General features: G+C 64.4%; 12 protein-coding genes. 8 read left to right on the top strand and 4 right to left on the bottom strand.

The window, feature by feature from the left end:
* The first annotated feature begins 201 nt into the window (after positions 1-201).
* The 3 genes from XH92_RS19330 (at position 202) to XH92_RS19320 (ending at position 4,087) form a co-directional block, all read left to right on the top strand.
* On the top strand, positions 202-1,422 hold the full coding sequence (locus XH92_RS19330) for an ABC transporter substrate-binding protein (RefSeq protein WP_371818053.1): 1,221 nt from the start codon (positions 202-204) through the stop codon (positions 1,420-1,422).
* 133 nt (positions 1,423-1,555) lie between these two features.
* Positions 1,556-2,854: a peptidase M15 gene (locus XH92_RS43100; RefSeq protein WP_246788489.1), complete on the top strand. Its 1,299-nt coding sequence runs from the start codon at positions 1,556-1,558 to the stop codon at positions 2,852-2,854.
* 39 nt (positions 2,855-2,893) lie between these two features.
* On the top strand, positions 2,894-4,087 hold the full coding sequence (locus XH92_RS19320; RefSeq protein ID WP_194460606.1) for an aspartate kinase: 1,194 nt from the start codon (positions 2,894-2,896) through the stop codon (positions 4,085-4,087).
* Positions 4,088-4,133: 46 nt separating this feature from the next.
* Here the strand turns inward: XH92_RS19320 and XH92_RS19315 are convergent, their stop codons facing one another.
* The 3 genes from XH92_RS19315 to XH92_RS19305 form a co-directional block, all read right to left on the bottom strand.
* Positions 4,134-5,273, bottom strand: coding sequence for an amidohydrolase/deacetylase family metallohydrolase (locus XH92_RS19315; RefSeq protein ID WP_194460605.1), 1,140 nt, complete (start codon positions 5,271-5,273; stop codon positions 4,134-4,136).
* Positions 5,274-5,332: 59 nt separating this feature from the next.
* Complete coding sequence (locus XH92_RS19310; protein WP_194460604.1) at positions 5,333-7,255, bottom strand: cyclic nucleotide-binding and patatin-like phospholipase domain-containing protein; 1,923 nt, start codon at positions 7,253-7,255, stop codon at positions 5,333-5,335.
* A 113-nt stretch (positions 7,256-7,368) separates the two neighbouring features.
* The gene (locus XH92_RS19305; protein WP_194460603.1) at positions 7,369-8,520 is read right to left on the bottom strand and encodes a zinc-binding dehydrogenase; all 1,152 of its coding nucleotides are present in this window, start codon (positions 8,518-8,520) and stop codon (positions 7,369-7,371) included.
* Positions 8,521-8,755: 235 nt separating this feature from the next.
* Between XH92_RS19305 and XH92_RS19300 the strand changes: the two genes are divergently transcribed.
* A complete protein-coding gene (locus tag XH92_RS19300) occupies positions 8,756-9,283 on the top strand; it encodes a hypothetical protein (RefSeq protein WP_194460602.1) in 528 nt (175 codons plus the stop codon).
* Between the two features lie 302 nt (positions 9,284-9,585).
* On the opposite strand, the gene XH92_RS19295 is transcribed toward XH92_RS19300, so the two are convergent.
* Positions 9,586-10,284 carry an MBL fold metallo-hydrolase gene (locus XH92_RS19295; RefSeq protein ID WP_246788488.1) on the bottom strand — a complete coding sequence of 233 codons (699 nt, stop codon included), beginning with the start codon at positions 10,282-10,284 and terminating at the stop codon, positions 9,586-9,588.
* A 156-nt stretch (positions 10,285-10,440) separates the two neighbouring features.
* Between XH92_RS19295 and XH92_RS19290 the strand changes: the two genes are divergently transcribed.
* The 4 genes from XH92_RS19290 to XH92_RS19275 all read left to right on the top strand — a co-directional run bounded on the left by XH92_RS19290 (position 10,441) and on the right by XH92_RS19275 (position 14,898).
* Entirely contained in the window at positions 10,441-11,394 is a 954-nt protein-coding gene (locus XH92_RS19290) for an acyl-CoA desaturase (RefSeq protein WP_194460601.1), read from the top strand.
* A gap of 243 nt (positions 11,395-11,637) precedes the next feature.
* Complete coding sequence (locus XH92_RS19285; protein WP_194460600.1) at positions 11,638-13,182, top strand: FAD-dependent monooxygenase; 1,545 nt, start codon at positions 11,638-11,640, stop codon at positions 13,180-13,182.
* A gap of 150 nt (positions 13,183-13,332) precedes the next feature.
* Complete coding sequence (locus XH92_RS19280; RefSeq protein ID WP_194461329.1) at positions 13,333-13,950, top strand: PilZ domain-containing protein; 618 nt, start codon at positions 13,333-13,335, stop codon at positions 13,948-13,950.
* Between the two features lie 333 nt (positions 13,951-14,283).
* Entirely contained in the window at positions 14,284-14,898 is a 615-nt protein-coding gene (locus XH92_RS19275) for a transglutaminase-like cysteine peptidase (protein ID WP_194460599.1), read from the top strand.
* Positions 14,899-14,935 lie beyond the last annotated feature (37 nt).

The following is a 14,935-nucleotide window of genomic DNA, read 5'->3' as shown; positions in this document are numbered from 1 at the left end:
GTCACGACGCGACGGCGCGCATGCGGCGCGAAGTGCCGGGCGCGGAGCTCACGCCTTTACTGCGAGCTGGCTCACTGATCAGCCGGGAATATCTCGACGCCGCTTCGGGCAAAACGCCCGACCACATCGCGATACTGCATGCGCACGCTGATGCTATGGAGTCGGTTTGCAGCAGTCGGGAATGCCGGATGGATGCACGCAATGCTTAAGAGCCGATGCAGACCGGCAATCGGAATTGCGATCGTCAGCCTCGGTCTGTTTGCTGCCGCCGACCTGCTCGCCGACGAGCGCAAATACGATCCCGGCGCCGGCGATACCGAGATCAGGATCGGACAGACGATGCCCTATAGCGGCCCGGCATCGGCGTTCTCCGTCATCGGCAAGGTGCAGGCCGCCTATTTCCGGATGATCAACGACGGCGGCGGCATCAACGGCCGCCGGATCAACCTGATCTCCTATGACGATGCGGCAACGCCGGCCAAGACGGTCGAGCAGGTTCGCAAGCTCGTCGAGCGCGACGAGGTGCTGTTCACATTCCAGGGCGTCGGCAACGCTTCAAACATCGCCGTACAGAAATATCTCAACGACCGCCATATCCCCCAGCTGTTCGCGGGCGGGCGTGCCACGCGCTTCGAGGATCCGATCAGCTTTCCCTGGACCATGGGATTCGCGCCGAACCTGCGGACCGAGATCCGCGTCTATGTGCGATTCATCCTCGACAATCATCCGAACGCCAGGATCGGCCTGCTCTACCAGAATGACGAAAGCGGCAAGGAATATCTCGCGGGGCTGAAGGACGCGCTCGGCGCGCAAGCACCGGCCATGCTGGTATCCGAAGCTGCCTATGACGCGACCGACCCGACCATCGATACGCAGGTGGTCCGGCTCAAGGCCGCCGCGGTCGATGTGCTGATCGACATGGCTGCACCGAAATTCGCCGCCCAGGCGATCCGCAGGGCGGCCGAGCTTGGCTGGCGGCCGCTCCATCTGCTCGGCGTCGGCTCGTCCTCGATCGACGCGGTGCTGGTGCCGGCGGGAATCGAAAATGCCAAGGGGCTGATCTCGGCGAGCTCGTTCAAGGAGGCCGCGGACCCGACCTGGGCTGACGATGCGGGCATGAAGAAATGGCGCGCGTTCATGGACTCGTACTATCCGGATGGCGACAGGAAGAGCCTGTTCACTGTCTATGGCTATAGCGCGGCCGAGCTCCTGGTGCACGTGCTGCAACAATGCGGCGACGATGTCTCCCGTGACAACGTCATGCGCCAGGCCGCGAGCCTTGCGAACGTCAAGCTCGACCTGCTGCTGCCCGGCCTCGCCATCAGCACCAGCCGCACCGACTATCGTGTGATCAAGCAGTTTCGCATGATGCGCTTCAGCGGCGAACGGTGGGAACCGTTCGGGCCGATCGTTGCCGACTAGGGCGCGGACTCATCAAGATTCGGCTATCGCCACGCCAGGTTGCGCGCAGCCGCGCGTTGCGGTCGGGCAACACTTTCTGGAAAAGCGTAGCGTTAACGGTATCCGCCCATTGCGCGTTTCCATTTTGATCCGAATGATCGATGCCGTCGCGTGCTGGGCGGTGCAACGGGGCTCGGATCGAGCCTTTGGAGGCTACGGGGTGATGAACCCGCGGCGAATTGCGACTCCGGAAATGTGCGGGACCGTCGTTCTCGCAGGTTGGCTGCTTGCCTGGCTTGCTGGCTCTGCCGGCATCGGGAACAGCAGCGCAGTGTCCATCGAGGACCTCGCACCATCTCTCACCGCCAACGCCGAACCGGCTGATGCGCGACAGGCCACTGCGGTCGACAACGTCACCAAAGTGAATGCTGAAGCAGCGATGGCTGCAGAGCCCGTAACGGGCCCGGCGTCCGACACGATGGCCACCCCGCAGGCAGGCGTCATGGTTAACGCTGTCGCTACCGCCGATGCGGCGATGGCGGTTGAATCGGCGCCGGCGGCGGCCCCTGATGCGACGGCGGCCTCGAGCGGACCGAAGTCAATCGTCGTGGCCGCGTTGCCGGATGCGTCGCAGACGCTGCCGGCCGAAACATCGCCGGTGCAGGCGGCGACGGCAAGCCCGCCTCCAGTGTCTGGTGACACCGAGGAGGCCGCGAAACCCCTCGATATTTTCGAGGAGTGCCTCGTCGTCGATGTCTGCATCGATCGCTACCTGTGGGCGCTCTACGAACGGACGCCCAAACAAGACACCATCAGCGTACAAGAGCAGCGGAAAGTGACCGTCAAGAAGAAGCGCAAGACGGTGACCGTCACCAGGACGTTCACCCGGCGCGTCGACAACGATTTCACGTGGAAGGATCCGAAGGCGGCGGAAAGAATGGGCATGCCGATGATCGACTACGTGATCGGAGGGGTGGATCGGAGCTTCAAACTCAAGCTGTTTCACGCGCTTTACGCGGCGGAGCAGGCCGGGTTGTCGCCCGGCATCACCAGCGCGTTCCGCGATGACTACCGTCAATCGATCGCGAGCGGCCTGAAAGCGGCGTCCGACAAGTCATACCATGGCGGGAGCTTCCGTGGCGGCTATGGCCACGGGCTTGCCGCCGATATCGTGAGCGTCAAAGGCGCGACGCGGGCGGAGCGCTGGGTCTCCACCGAGGCGCTTTGGAAATGGATCGATGCGCGTGGACCGGATTTTGGAATCGGGCGACCGTATCTCGATCGCGATCCACCGCATGTCGCGCCGATCGACGGCAAGGAATACGCCGCTCACCGCGGCGGGACGAAAGCTCAGCACGTGGAAGAGGATACCAAGAAGCGCAACCGGGGCGCTGTGCGGGTCGTGGCGAAACGGTCAAAGACCGCAAAAGCGTCGAAGGGGAGAACGATCTGATCGGGTTCAGCTGCGCCTTCCAACACGATGCGGGCAAGAATGCCTAGCAATCCCATCATCGTGCAAAAATACGGCGGCGCCTGTCTCGAAACACCGGCAAAAATCCGCGCGGCCGCGAGCAGTGTCGCCGATCTGCATGGCCGCGGCCATCGTGTCGTGGCGATCGTTTCAGCGATGGGCAAGACCACCGATGAACTCGTCAGCATGGCCTATCGGGTCAGCCCGCATCCCAATCGCCGCGAACTCGATATGCTGTTGACCACCGGCGAGCGCATCAGCATGTCCTTGATGAGCATGGCGCTGTCCGATCTCGGCGTGCCGGCGATCAGCTTTACTGGGAGTCAGGCCGGTGTCATGACCGACGGGTCCCATTCCTCCGCACGCATTCTGGATGTGCGGCCGATTCGCGTGCGCGAAGAGCTCGATCGTGGACGCATCGTGGTTTTGGCGGGCTTTCAGGGCGTGAACCCGCTGACCAAGGAAATCACGACGCTTGGCCGGGGCGGCAGCGATACCACCGCGGTCGCCATGGCCGCGGCGCTCAAGGCGGAGTGCTGCGAGATCATCAAGGAAGTCGACGGAGTTTGCTCGGCTGACCCGCGCATTGTGGCGAACGCAAAACCCCTGCGTCAGCTGGATTTCGCATCGCTGGCCGAAATGTGCTTCTGGGGCGCCAAAGTCCTGCACTTTCGCAGCGTGGAGCTGGCCCACAGCCAAAACGTGCCTTTGGTCCTGAGACAATGGGGCGGCGCGCGACACAGCACGCAAGTGATGAAGGAGGTCGCGGACATGGAGAACGGAAAAGTCCTGGCCGTCAACTCGATGGCTCGTATCGAGCATGTGGAAATCGATTCGGCGGACCTCAATCAAGGCTTTGAGAAGTTCGCGCAGCATCTGAAGCAAAATGGCTTGCCGTGGCCGCAACTGCTCGCCTCGGCTTTCACCGCCGAAAAAACCCGCATCATGATGACCTGCGATTCGGAGACACTCGACGCGTTGCTGCGCACACTGGAACAGAGCAAAGGCCTGCGCAAACAGCGCGAGACGCTGAGTTCGGTGAGCCTCACTTGCTTCGGCGGCATTTCCTCGGACCTGCCATACAAGGCGGTCCAGATTCTGCAACGTCACGGAATCATAGCCGACAAGTATGTCCTGTCATCGCATTCGGTCAGCTTCTTCGTTCCGGTGGAGAGCCGCGAGGCCGCGGTCATGGCTTTGCATTCGCTGATCTAGTTGAAATTTGGCAAGGGAGCGGACGCGGATCCTGTAAGTACGCGCCTTACTTCGGATGCCACCAGCGTCCGCCGATCACGACGCCTTCGGATATGAACTTGCGATCGCCCGTCAGGTGCTCGCCGACCACGTCGACATAGTCGAACTGCCCTTCCCTGATCGAGAGCATCGTGGCGTCGCCGGCGCTGCCGGGCTTGAGGCTGCCGAGTTCCGGCCGACGCAGCGCCATCGCGGCATTGACTGTGGACGCAGCGATCACGTCCGGCAGCGACATCCCCATGCAGAGGAATTTCGACATCGTCGTCACCTGATCGAAGGCCGGCCCGTCGATGCAGAGCTGATGGATGTCGGACGAGATGGTGTCCGGATAGAAGCCGTTGGCGAGCATCGCGCGTGCGGTCTTGAAGGCGAACGAGCCCTTGCCATGGCCGATGTCGAACAGCACGCCGCGCTCACGCGCCTCCAGCACCACCTTCTTCACCGTGCCCTGCGCGGTCGCCGGCGTGTTGGGGAACGGGCGGAACGCATGGGTCAGCACGTCGCCCAGGCGCAGGCGCGCCAGCACCTCCTCGTAGCTCGGCGGCGGATGGTCGATATGCGCCATCAGGGGCATGCCGACCTGTTCCGCGACATCGAGCGCGATCTCGAGCGGCACCAGTCCCGAGGTGCCCGAGGCGAACAGTCCGACCCGCACCTTGATGCCGACGATCAGGTCGCGATTCTCGTCCGCCACGCGCGCCGCATCGACCGGGTTCATCAGCCGCAGCTCCTCGCTCTCGCCGACCATCACGCGGTCGGAGAAGCCGAAGATGCCGGCATGCGAGACATGCAGATAGGCGAGGATGCGAACCTGGCTCGGCTCGATCACGTGCTTGCGGAAACCGGCGAAATTGCCGGGGCCGGCGCTGCCGGTGTCGACCGAGGTGGTGACGCCGGAGTTGCGGCAGAATTCCTCCGCGTCGATGCCGAGCGAGGTGCCGCCCCAATAGACATGGGTGTGCAGGTCGATGATGCCCGGCGAGACGATCAGCCCGGAGACGTCGCGGACGTCGGTCGCCGGATCGGCTTTCAGCTCCCGGCCGACCGCGGCGACTTTGCCGCCGGCAAAGGCGACATCCGTCACCGCATCGAGCTTTTGCGACGGGTCGATCACCCGTCCGCCGCGCAGAATCAAATCGAAAGGCATTGTCGTCTCCGGATTTCAGTGCGGCACGATGGTCGACTTCGCCGCCGCCTGCAAGCGGCTCAACCGACGCGAGCCTGCTGGGTCACGGGCGCGGTCACCGTCGTCGTCTGATCCGCACTCTTGTCCGCGGCGATGGCCGACGCGACGATGGCTGCAATGGCCGGATGATGCGCCGCCTCCGAGACCGCGATGGTCTCTTGCGCCCACCGGTACGAGGATTCGAAGATTTCCTGATGGCGGTCGAAATCGGTCACGTCGATGCCAACAGGCGTTGGCGGGCGCATCACGAAGTCGAGCGGCGTGGTCGGCAGCGTATCGTAGCGCTGATGCGCGACGAGGCTTCGCCACAGCACGTTGACGGCGCTCGGCGCGGCGGGAAGCGCTTTCCTGCCGAACGGCAGCAGCATGGTTGCCAGCAGTTCAAGGCGACCGGGCAACGCGGCATAGTCGACGTCGAACATCTCGGTCGCCGGCTCGCCGAAATGCACCACCAGATTGGGACCGCTCTTCAGCTGCTGCATTTGCGCCAGCGGAACGTTGTCGACGAGGCATCCGTCGACCAGCATCGAGCCGTCTCTGGTATAGAACGGCGGCAGCAGGCCGGGGATGGCGCTCGATGCGCGCACTGCCTGCCAGAGCAGGCCGGTGCGGATCAATTCGAGACTGTGCGTCGACAAATTGGTCGCGACCGCCGCGAACGGCCGCCAGCAATCCTCGATCCGGCAGGTGTCGCCGTACTGATCGGCGAGCGCCCGGTCGAACGCCTTGTGGTCGAGCAACGCGTAGCGCGGCCAGGTCGGGCGCCGGAAGCTGCGGCTGGAGACGAAGATCTCATGGGTGCCGCGCTCGAGATGCTCGGCGTCGTAATTCTTGGCAAAGCCCGCCGCCATCGCCGAACCGACGCTGGTGCCGACGAAGATGTCGAACATCGCGCCGCGCTCGCGGAACGCCTTGTAGACCCCGACATGCGCGGTGCCGAGGCTGCCGCCGCCCCCCGCGACGAACCCGACGGCGCGGCCGCACAGGAAGCGCACCAGGCTCTCGATATCGAGCTGGTCCTCGAGCGCTACCTGGTGGTGCATGAAGCACGGCAGCCGCGCCAGCCAGGCCGCAGTGCCGCTGACCTCGTGCTGCCTGATGTCGTGAACACGAACCAGGCGCCGCGCCGACGCGGGATGCACGGTGCAGGCGAAGCTTTCGATCTCGGTGAGATCAGGCGCCGGCGCGTGGCCGCGGCAGGCGAACACGACGAGGTCGGCCTGGCGAATGGTCTTGCGCGCCCATTCCGATGCCTCGCGACCGCCGAAATAGACCACCAACGGCGCGTCGTATTCGATCCGGTTGAGCCAGTCGGCGACCTCGGATGAATCCAGTGCACGGCCGGGAAACATGGCCTGCACGCGCGCGAGATCGACGATCTCGGCGCCCGCGGCGGCAAGGCTTTGGCGCAACCGCTGTTCGAAGGCAGGCGGCACCGGCTCCCGTCCGCCCGCAATCAGCGCGACGGTGCGTGCCTTCGGTGACGCCCGGACGGGCAGCAGGCGCGCGGTCTGGATGGCAAACCGCTGTGCGAGCGCCGCGAGCAGCGCCTCGACGATGCCGGGCGCTTCCTGCACAAGCTTCGCATAGGCCGCCCGCGTCAGCACCAGCACGCTGGTATCGCGGATCGCGATCACATTCGCCGTGCGCGGGATGTTGGCGAAGAAGCCGATCTCGCCGACCAGCTCGCCGGCGCGAAGCTCCGCGATCGGCTCGGGATGATCGGTCCGGTGCACCGCGAGCGCGCCGTGCAGCACCAGGAACAACGAGTCCGAGGCACCGCCCTGCTCGACCAGCAGCTCGCCACGCACTAGGTCGCGCCGGGTCATCGCGCCAAAGGCGATCAGCCGCTGCTCGGCGCTGAGCGTCCTGAACAGCGCGAAGTCCTCGGACAGGTTTCCCCACGCAAACGTTGCGCTCGGCGGCACACGGTTCGATTGCATGCGCGGATGTTAGCGCCGGGCCGCGGTCCCGGCGAGCGATATCAGGCCGCCCCCCGGCGGCACCCTGGCCCACACTCTTTGGGAGCACTGCAACAGGAATAGCGATGCCTGCATCAGCCTATCAGCTCCGGCCACGGCACGATGGTCGACTTCACCGTCTTCATCGCCATCGCGTCCGCCACCGCCTGCGCGACGCCGTCCTCGGTGAACGGATAGATCGTCTGCATGTCGAGCCAGGGATATTCGTTGCGCGTGCGGTAGAGCATGTCGACGCCAAGCGGCAAATCATTGCCGGTAAAGCCCCAGGAGCCGAGCACGTTGAGGTCCTTGGTGCAGATGCGGTGCCACGACGTGTCGATCGAGCCGGCATCGGTGAACTGCCCCATCTCGACATAGGTGCCGCCGTCGCGCAGCATCTCGATGCCCTCGGGGCCGGCGGTCGGATGGCCCGAGCAGTCCATCACGAGGTCGGCGCCGAAACCGCCGACGATATCGCGCACCGCCTTGATGCGCTCTTCCGGCGTCTTCAGCTGCTCGATATCGACGGTCGCCTCGGCGCCGAACTTGCGCGCCAGCGCCAGCCGCGGCGCCTCCGGCGCGCCGACGCAGATCACGCGCCCTGCCCCCATCTCCTGCGCGGCCGCGACCGCAAGGATGCCGATCGGCCCGGAGCCCTGGATCACCACGGTGTCGCCCCAGCTGAAGCCGCCGGCGCGGGTGGCGCGGTTGAAGGCGCGGATGCAGGAGGTCAACGGTTCCGAGAGCGCGCCGAGCCGCAACGACATGTCGTCGGGCAATTTGTAGATCTTGGTGCCGGGCAGCATGTCGAGATCGACATAGACGTATTCGGCCCAGCCGCCCCACATGTGCGGCGCCTTGTCGAAGCCGAGATAACGGCCGTAGTAAACCGGCGTCAGGCACTTGTTGGCGCTCTCGGGATAATGGATGCAGTAATAGCAGCGGCCGCACGGCATCAAGGGCGGGATCATCACCTTCGATCCCACCGTTAGCGGCTTGCTCATGAAGTCTTCGGTGAACTCCGGGCCGCATTCGACGATCACGCCGCCGATCTCGTGGCCCAGCGTGAACGGCCATGGCAGCGGCTTCGGCCAATGTCCCTTCAGGATGTGCAGGTCGGTTCCGCAAACACCGCAGGCGCCGACCTTGATCAAGGCCGCCTTTTTGCCGACTTCCGGCCATGGCACGGTCCGGATTACGGGCTTGGCTCCAGGTCCGTCATGCGTGCAGACGCGGATCTGCTCCATCGGTTCGCTCTCCCTGTCCTTGTCATTGGGCCGGGTTCGGCCGCACCGACTTTAGGTCAGGACGATCGGGATGTCATGAACGCCTGTCATGAAGGCCGTCATGACAGACATTGGCGGGACGAGGCGCTTCAAGTCTTGACGGGAAGGTTTTCCGCAAACGAAGCATCGCAAAGGACCATTGATTGTGAAGGCATCTAACGGCGAATAGGCTTGCAGTATTGCGGAGAACGACACCATGAATCCTGGTATCGAAGGCATCGTTGGTATGTACGTCAAGCTCGGCGAGCTGGACACGCTGCAACGCATGAAAGAGCACCGGCAGAACCTGCTCGACCAATGTGTCGACACCGCGCATTTCAGCTTCGACGTCACGCGATCGATCTACAGGAGCGACCTCGAGGTGATCGAGGCCGGCATCGAGAGCCTGTCAGGCGAGGTCACCGGCCATGTCGACGTCTTCAACGAGAACAGGATCGCCGGCTGGGCGCTGTACGACCGGCACCCCGACAAACGGGTCACGATCGACATCTACTTCAACGGCGATCATGTTGGCGAAGTCGTCGCCGATCAGTTCCGCAAGGATCTTCTCAAGCTCAACAAGGGCGATGGGCACCATGCCTTCATGTTCGAGCCGCCAGCCGGGTCCTATCAGCCGCCTTTGCAGCTCGAGATCCGTGCGGCGAGGCGCAAAGTGCTGAAGGCCGTGACGGTTGAGCCACCCGCGGTGCCGGCCGAGCCGGCCATGGACGCCGAAGCCAAGTAAGAAGCCAAGCCCGCCGCATCGCGTTCACACAGCGATCGTCACTTCATCGCGGTGCCGTCGGGCGCGAAGGCTTCGACCTTGTCCGAGATCACGAACGACATCAGGTCGTGCCCGATCACCAGCGGTCCCTGATAGGTCGCGCGCGTCCGCCTCAAGAGCGCATCCTCGGGCACGTCCTGCGTCGGCGGCTGGCTTGCGAACACGATGTGCGAATAGACCGCAAGCTTTGGCCTCGCCTGCGCGAAGATCTTGCCGGCCTCCTCCGGCGAGGTGTGATGGTTCTCGATCGCCCGATAGTTCGGCTAGGCCTTGAACAGGTCGGGATCGATGACCGCGACCTCGTGGATCAGGAGGTCGGCGCCCTCGGCCGCCTTCGCGATCCGCTCGTCCGGCTTGGTATCGCCCGACTGCACCAGCTTCTTGCCGTCATATTCGACGACGTAGCCGAACGACGGCTTGATCTTCTCGCCGTGATTGACCTCGATCGCGGTGACCTTGACGCCATTGTTCTCGTAGACCGGGCCCGGTTCGATGTCCTTGGCCGCGAACGCGACGCCTGCAGGCGGATAGTTCTCGTCATCGATCCGGATGCGGATGTCCTCGGCGAACGCCTTGGTGAGATTTTCGGTCATCGCCACGGTGCCCTTCGGCCCGAAGATCACCATCGGAGTCTTACGTGAGCCGTATGGCGTGCCGATCCATCCGGTCAGCCACATGTCGGGAAGGCCGACGATGTGGTCCGAATGCAGATGAGTAATGAAGTGCGCCGTGATCGCGCCGATCGGGATTTTCTTCTGGAACAAGCGGATCGTCGAGCCGCGTCCCAGATCGAAGATCAGCTTCTCGGGCCCCGCCTCCACCAGCGTCGAAGCGCTGAAGCTGGAGAGCCGCGGTGTCGGCGTGCCCGTGCCGAGCAACGTGACCCGCATTTCGGCGGCAGATGCCATGCCGGTTCCGGCGAGGATCGCCGCGACGAGCGCGAGCCAGAATTTCAGTCGCATGATCGAACGTCTCCGCCCCATGAGCTGACTAAGTCACGGCAGGCTAGGCGAAGCGGCCGGAGATGCCAATGCGGACTGCGACACGATGGGCGTGCGCGGTGGATTGACAGCAACGGCCGCTTCATCCCAACCTTCGGCACAATTTCAGGTTACGGAATGAAGCTGCAACCCGGGTCCGAACGCATCTTCGCGGACGAGCGCACCGACCCGCTGGACGGGCGCGTGCAATGGGCACCGGCGAAGTCGCTGTGGCTCGGCGGCATGACCGCGGTCGCGATCGTGTTCGGGCCGCTGCTGTTCTCGTGGAGTGCGTTCGCGCTGTTCATCGCGACCAGCGCGATCACGCTGTGCTTCGGTCATTCGGTCGGCATGCATCGCCGCCTGATCCATGCGAGCTTCGATTGTCCGCTGTGGCTCGAGCGGCTCTGCGTCTATCTCGGCACGCTGGTCGGAATGGCCGGCCCCTACGGCATGGTGCGGCTGCATGATTTCCGCGACTGGGCGCAACGCCAGGCGGCGTGCCACGCCTACTCCCGCCATGCTGCCGGCTTCTGGCGCGATGCCTGGTGGCAGCTGCACTGCATCCTGGTGCTGAAGCACCCGCCGGTATTCCAGCTCGAACCGCGGCTTGCCGACGATCGCTTCTATGCCTTCGTCGAGCGCAGCTGGATGTGGCAGCAACTGCCCTGGGCGATGCTCTTCTTTGCGATGGGCTCGTGGAGCTGGCTGGTCTGGGGCATCTGCGTCCGGGTCGCGGTCTGCGTCACCGGTCACTGGCTGATCGGTCACTACTCGCATCGCCAGGGTGGACAGACTTGGGTCATCGAAGGCGTCGCGGCCCAGGGCTACAATGTCGGCATCGCCGGGCTGATCAGCATGGGCGAGAGCTGGCACAACAACCACCACGCCTATCCCGGCTCCGCCAAGCTCGGCCTGCTGCCGGGCCAGATCGATCTCGGCTGGTGGCTGATCAGGGCGTTCGAGGCCGCGGGCCTCGCGCGCAACATCAAGACGCCGGACAATCTTGCGCCGCGCCCCGGTGCGCGCCGCGTCGACGGCCCTGATAACGCTGATGCGGTCGCACCTCACGGCCGCGCGTTGTTCCCGTAACCCGCATGCACAGATCGTCATTGCGGATCTGCCGCGACGCCGCTATATCGCCCCTGTCGGAAAAGGCAGACTTGGTTTGGTAAGCCCAAGTCCTTTCGCAAACGAAGCGAAAGCTCTGGTCTCCTGCCGCGTGCATGAGATCCCCACGACGAACACCGGACGCCATCGAAGCGTCCATTGTTCGTCCGTGTGGTTCTCAACCCGACGAACCGCTCCGGTCGAACATCGACAAAGGAGCAGGTCATGCACAACCACCATCCCCTTCCCCATGATGTCGTGATTGCCGGTGCCGGCCCCGTCGGCCTGATGCTTGCCTGCGAGCTGCGGCTCGCCGGATGCTCGGTGCTGGTGCTGGAGCAGGCCGCGGACCCGCGCTCGCCATTGAAGCGGCTGCCGTTCGGCATGCGCGGCCTCTCGGCGCCCACCATCGAAGCCCTCCAGCGTCGCGGGATGCTGGACGAGATCGCGGCGCGACAGCGTGCGAAAGAAGACGCAGCGACCGCAGCGCCTTGGATACAACAGCCGCGCCGCCCGGCCGGCCATTTCGCCGGCATCCAGTTTTATCACGACGATATCGACACCTCGCGATGGCCGTATCGGCTGCCGGGTCCGGCCGGCACCAGCATGGCGGTCGACATGGAGCAGCTTGAATCTGTGCTATCCGCGCGCGCGGTCGCAATGGGCGTCGAGATCAAACGCGGCCTCGGCGTCGAGGCGTTCGAACAGTCGGATGACGGCGTCACCGTTCGCGCCGGCACCGAGACGTTCCGTGGACGCTGGCTGGCTGGTTGCGACGGCGGCCGCAGCATCGTGCGCAAGGCCGGCGGCTTTGAATTTGTCGGCACCGATCCCGAGTTCACCGGCTATTCGGTCGAGGTCGAGATATCAGATCCGGACAAGCTCCGCCCGGGCCGTAACTACACGCCGACGGGCATGTATACGCATGCACGTCCCGGCACCATCGCGATGGTCGATTTCGACGGCGGCGCCTTGCATCGCACCCAAGAGATCACGCGCGAGCATGTGCAGGCGGTGCTGCGCCGCATCTCCGGCACCGATGTCACATTGACGGCGCTCCAGCTCGCCACCACCTGGACCGATCGCGCCTGTCAGGCGCCGGCGTATCGGAGGGGACGCGTGCTGCTCGCCGGCGATGCCGCGCACATCCATTCTCCGCTGGGCGGCCAGGGGCTCAACCTCGGACTTGGCGATGCGATGAATCTCGGCTGGAAGCTCGCGGCCACGATCCGTGGCGATGCGCCGGTGGACCTGCTCGACAGCTACTCGCGTGAGCGCCATCCGGTGGGCGCGCAGATCCTCGACTGGTCGCGCGCCCAGGTCGCGCTGATGCGGCCGAGCCGCAGCTCGCGTGCGCTCGAAGCCATCATCCGCGACCTGATCGCGACGCCGGACGGCGCGACGTATTTTGCCGAACGCGTATGGGGCGTGTCGCTGCGCTACGATCTCGGCGCCGGCCATCCGCTGATGGGCCGCAGCGTGCCCGACTTCGCGCTCGCCTGCGGGATGAGGCTCGGCCAATTGCTGAGAGACGGACGCGGCCTGCTGCTCGACTTCGAGGCGCGCTCTGCCTTGCGAGCGTTTGCCGATCGCTGGCGCGGCCGGATCAGCTACGTCGCAAGCGACGCCGGCGATCGGCTGGGCTTGCGCGCATTGCTGGTGCGTCCCGACGGGGTTGTGGCCTGGGCCACAGACATCGCGCCGGATCTGGAGGAGACTGCCCGAGCCGCCGCGCGATGGTTCGGAGAACCGGATGCGGCATCTGAGTGAGGCTAATGTCCTCGGTACGGTGCACGTGAGCTTCGCCTGCTTCTCTCTCGCTCCGTGTCCGGGTTCCCTTTCACAACCGTAACGTCCCGTTAACCCTATCAGTCTTAGGGTCGTCGGGGCTCCGAATGGACGGTGGCCGGGTTTGTCGTGATGTCGTTTGCACAGAAGAAAACTAACGTCGTCCCCGCAGCCGAGGAGCGGCGCCGCTTCCAGCGCGTCAAGGTGCACCTGCTCGGCCGCTACATGCTGCCCGACCGGCGCGAGTTTCCCTGCCAGATTATCAACATGTCCCCGGGCGGCCTCGCTCTGCTGGCGCCCGGCATCGGCAATGTCGGCGACCGCGTGATCGCCTATCTCGACCATATCGGCCGGGTCGAGGGCCGCATCACCCGCATCATCGACAACGGCTTTGCGATGACGATCGGCGCCACCGCGCGCAAGCGCGACAAGCTCGCCGCCCAGCTGACCTGGCTCGCCAACCGCGACATCCTCAATCTGCCCGAGGATCGCCGCCACGACCGTATCGTGCCGCGCAACCCGATCGCCCTGCTCACCCAGGAAGACGGCACGCGGATGACCTGCCGCATCATCGACCTTTCGTTGTCCGGCGCTGCGATCGCCGCCGAGAACCGCCCGCCGCTGAAGTCGCTGGTGATGCTCGGCCGGGTGCAGGCTCGCGTGGTGCGAAATCTCGAGGAAGGCTTCGCGCTCGAGTTCGTCCACGAGCAGTCCGCGGAAACCCTCGAAGAGAGCGTTACCGCGAGGTAAAGCGAAAAACCGCTCAACACCCCCGTTTTCAGCCCGCGAAGGCGGCCTCCGGTGCACCGGTGGCCGCCTTCGCTGCGTTTGGCCCGGTGAATTCGGCGGTTAACGGCGGCGCCGTTTGGCGCAACAAACCGCGCCGGCACAACGCTTGCCGCGTTAATGCATAAAATTTGAATCAATTGCAGTTGTTTCAAATTTTACGCGAATTCGATTCAAGTACAGATCGAATTCGCCGCAGCTTTTACCAGTATTCGCGTCAAATCTACTTTGCGTACTTAGCGGCGGCGCAAAAGCTTTGTGCGAAACGTGGTCCCAACAAGAAGAACGGGGGCTACGATGTTTGGGTTCAGGGGACAGGGGAAAGGTTTGGCGGTTGCCGCCATTCTGTTTGCGACGTGCGTGTCGGCCAAGGCCGGCGACGTGGTCTACGCCAGCCTCGGTGACGTTGCGCGTTCGCCGATCGGCTGGGTCGAATTCTGTACCGACAATCCCGCCGAGTGCCGCGGCGGCAAGACGCAACCGCGCGACATCGTGCTGTCGCAGACCGCTTGGCGCGACCTCGTGCGGGTCAACAAGTGGGTCAACGAATCCATCAAGCCGATGACCGACATGGATCATTGGGGCGTGATCGAGAAATGGTCGTTGCCATCGGACGGCTACGGCGACTGCGAGGACTACGTGCTCCTGAAGCGCAAGATGCTGATGGACGCCGGCTGGCCGCGCGAGGCGCTGTTGATCACGGTGGTCCGCGACAAGAAGGGCGAAGGCCACGCGGTGCTGACGGTGAAGACCGACAAGGGCGAGTTCGTGCTCGACAATCAGAACGAGAGCATCGTCGCCTGGACGGAGACCGGCTACCGCTTCGTCAAGCGGCAATCGCAGAGCGATCCCAATGTGTGGGTCTCGCTCGGCGACAGCCGCCCCGCAGTTTCAACCGCAAGCTCGCGCTGAGCGGCAACAAGGAATCGAGTTCGCGACCCGGTCACAT

The organism is Bradyrhizobium sp. CCBAU 53421 (assembly GCF_015291625.1).
Classification (GTDB): Bacteria; Pseudomonadota; Alphaproteobacteria; order Rhizobiales; family Xanthobacteraceae; genus Bradyrhizobium.
The sequence above is the reverse complement of the archived record's forward strand: the minus strand, read 5'-3'. Positions and strand labels throughout refer to the sequence as shown.

Excerpts from the sequence above, each read along its gene's own strand:
- XH92_RS19305 (WP_194460603.1), bottom strand. The coding sequence starts at position 8,520 with ATGGAGCAGATCCGCGTCTGCACGCATGACGGACCTGGAGCCAAGCCC.
- XH92_RS19295 (WP_246788488.1), bottom strand. The coding sequence starts at position 10,284 with ATGCGACTGAAATTCTGGCTCGCGCTCGTCGCGGCGATCCTCGCCGGA.
- XH92_RS19290 (WP_194460601.1), top strand. The coding sequence starts at position 10,441 with ATGAAGCTGCAACCCGGGTCCGAACGCATCTTCGCGGACGAGCGCACC.
- XH92_RS19310 (WP_194460604.1), bottom strand. The coding sequence starts at position 7,255 with ATGCAATCGAACCGTGTGCCGCCGAGCGCAACGTTTGCGTGGGGAAAC.
- XH92_RS19300 (WP_194460602.1), top strand. The coding sequence starts at position 8,756 with ATGAATCCTGGTATCGAAGGCATCGTTGGTATGTACGTCAAGCTCGGC.
- XH92_RS43100 (WP_246788489.1), top strand. The coding sequence starts at position 1,556 with ATGATCGATGCCGTCGCGTGCTGGGCGGTGCAACGGGGCTCGGATCGA.
- XH92_RS19285 (WP_194460600.1), top strand. The coding sequence starts at position 11,638 with ATGCACAACCACCATCCCCTTCCCCATGATGTCGTGATTGCCGGTGCC.
- XH92_RS19330 (WP_371818053.1), top strand. The coding sequence starts at position 202 with ATGCTTAAGAGCCGATGCAGACCGGCAATCGGAATTGCGATCGTCAGC.
- XH92_RS19275 (WP_194460599.1), top strand. The coding sequence starts at position 14,284 with ATGTTTGGGTTCAGGGGACAGGGGAAAGGTTTGGCGGTTGCCGCCATT.
- XH92_RS19315 (WP_194460605.1), bottom strand. The coding sequence starts at position 5,273 with ATGCCTTTCGATTTGATTCTGCGCGGCGGACGGGTGATCGACCCGTCG.
- XH92_RS19280 (WP_194461329.1), top strand. The coding sequence starts at position 13,333 with ATGTCGTTTGCACAGAAGAAAACTAACGTCGTCCCCGCAGCCGAGGAG.
- XH92_RS19320 (WP_194460606.1), top strand. The coding sequence starts at position 2,894 with ATGCCTAGCAATCCCATCATCGTGCAAAAATACGGCGGCGCCTGTCTC.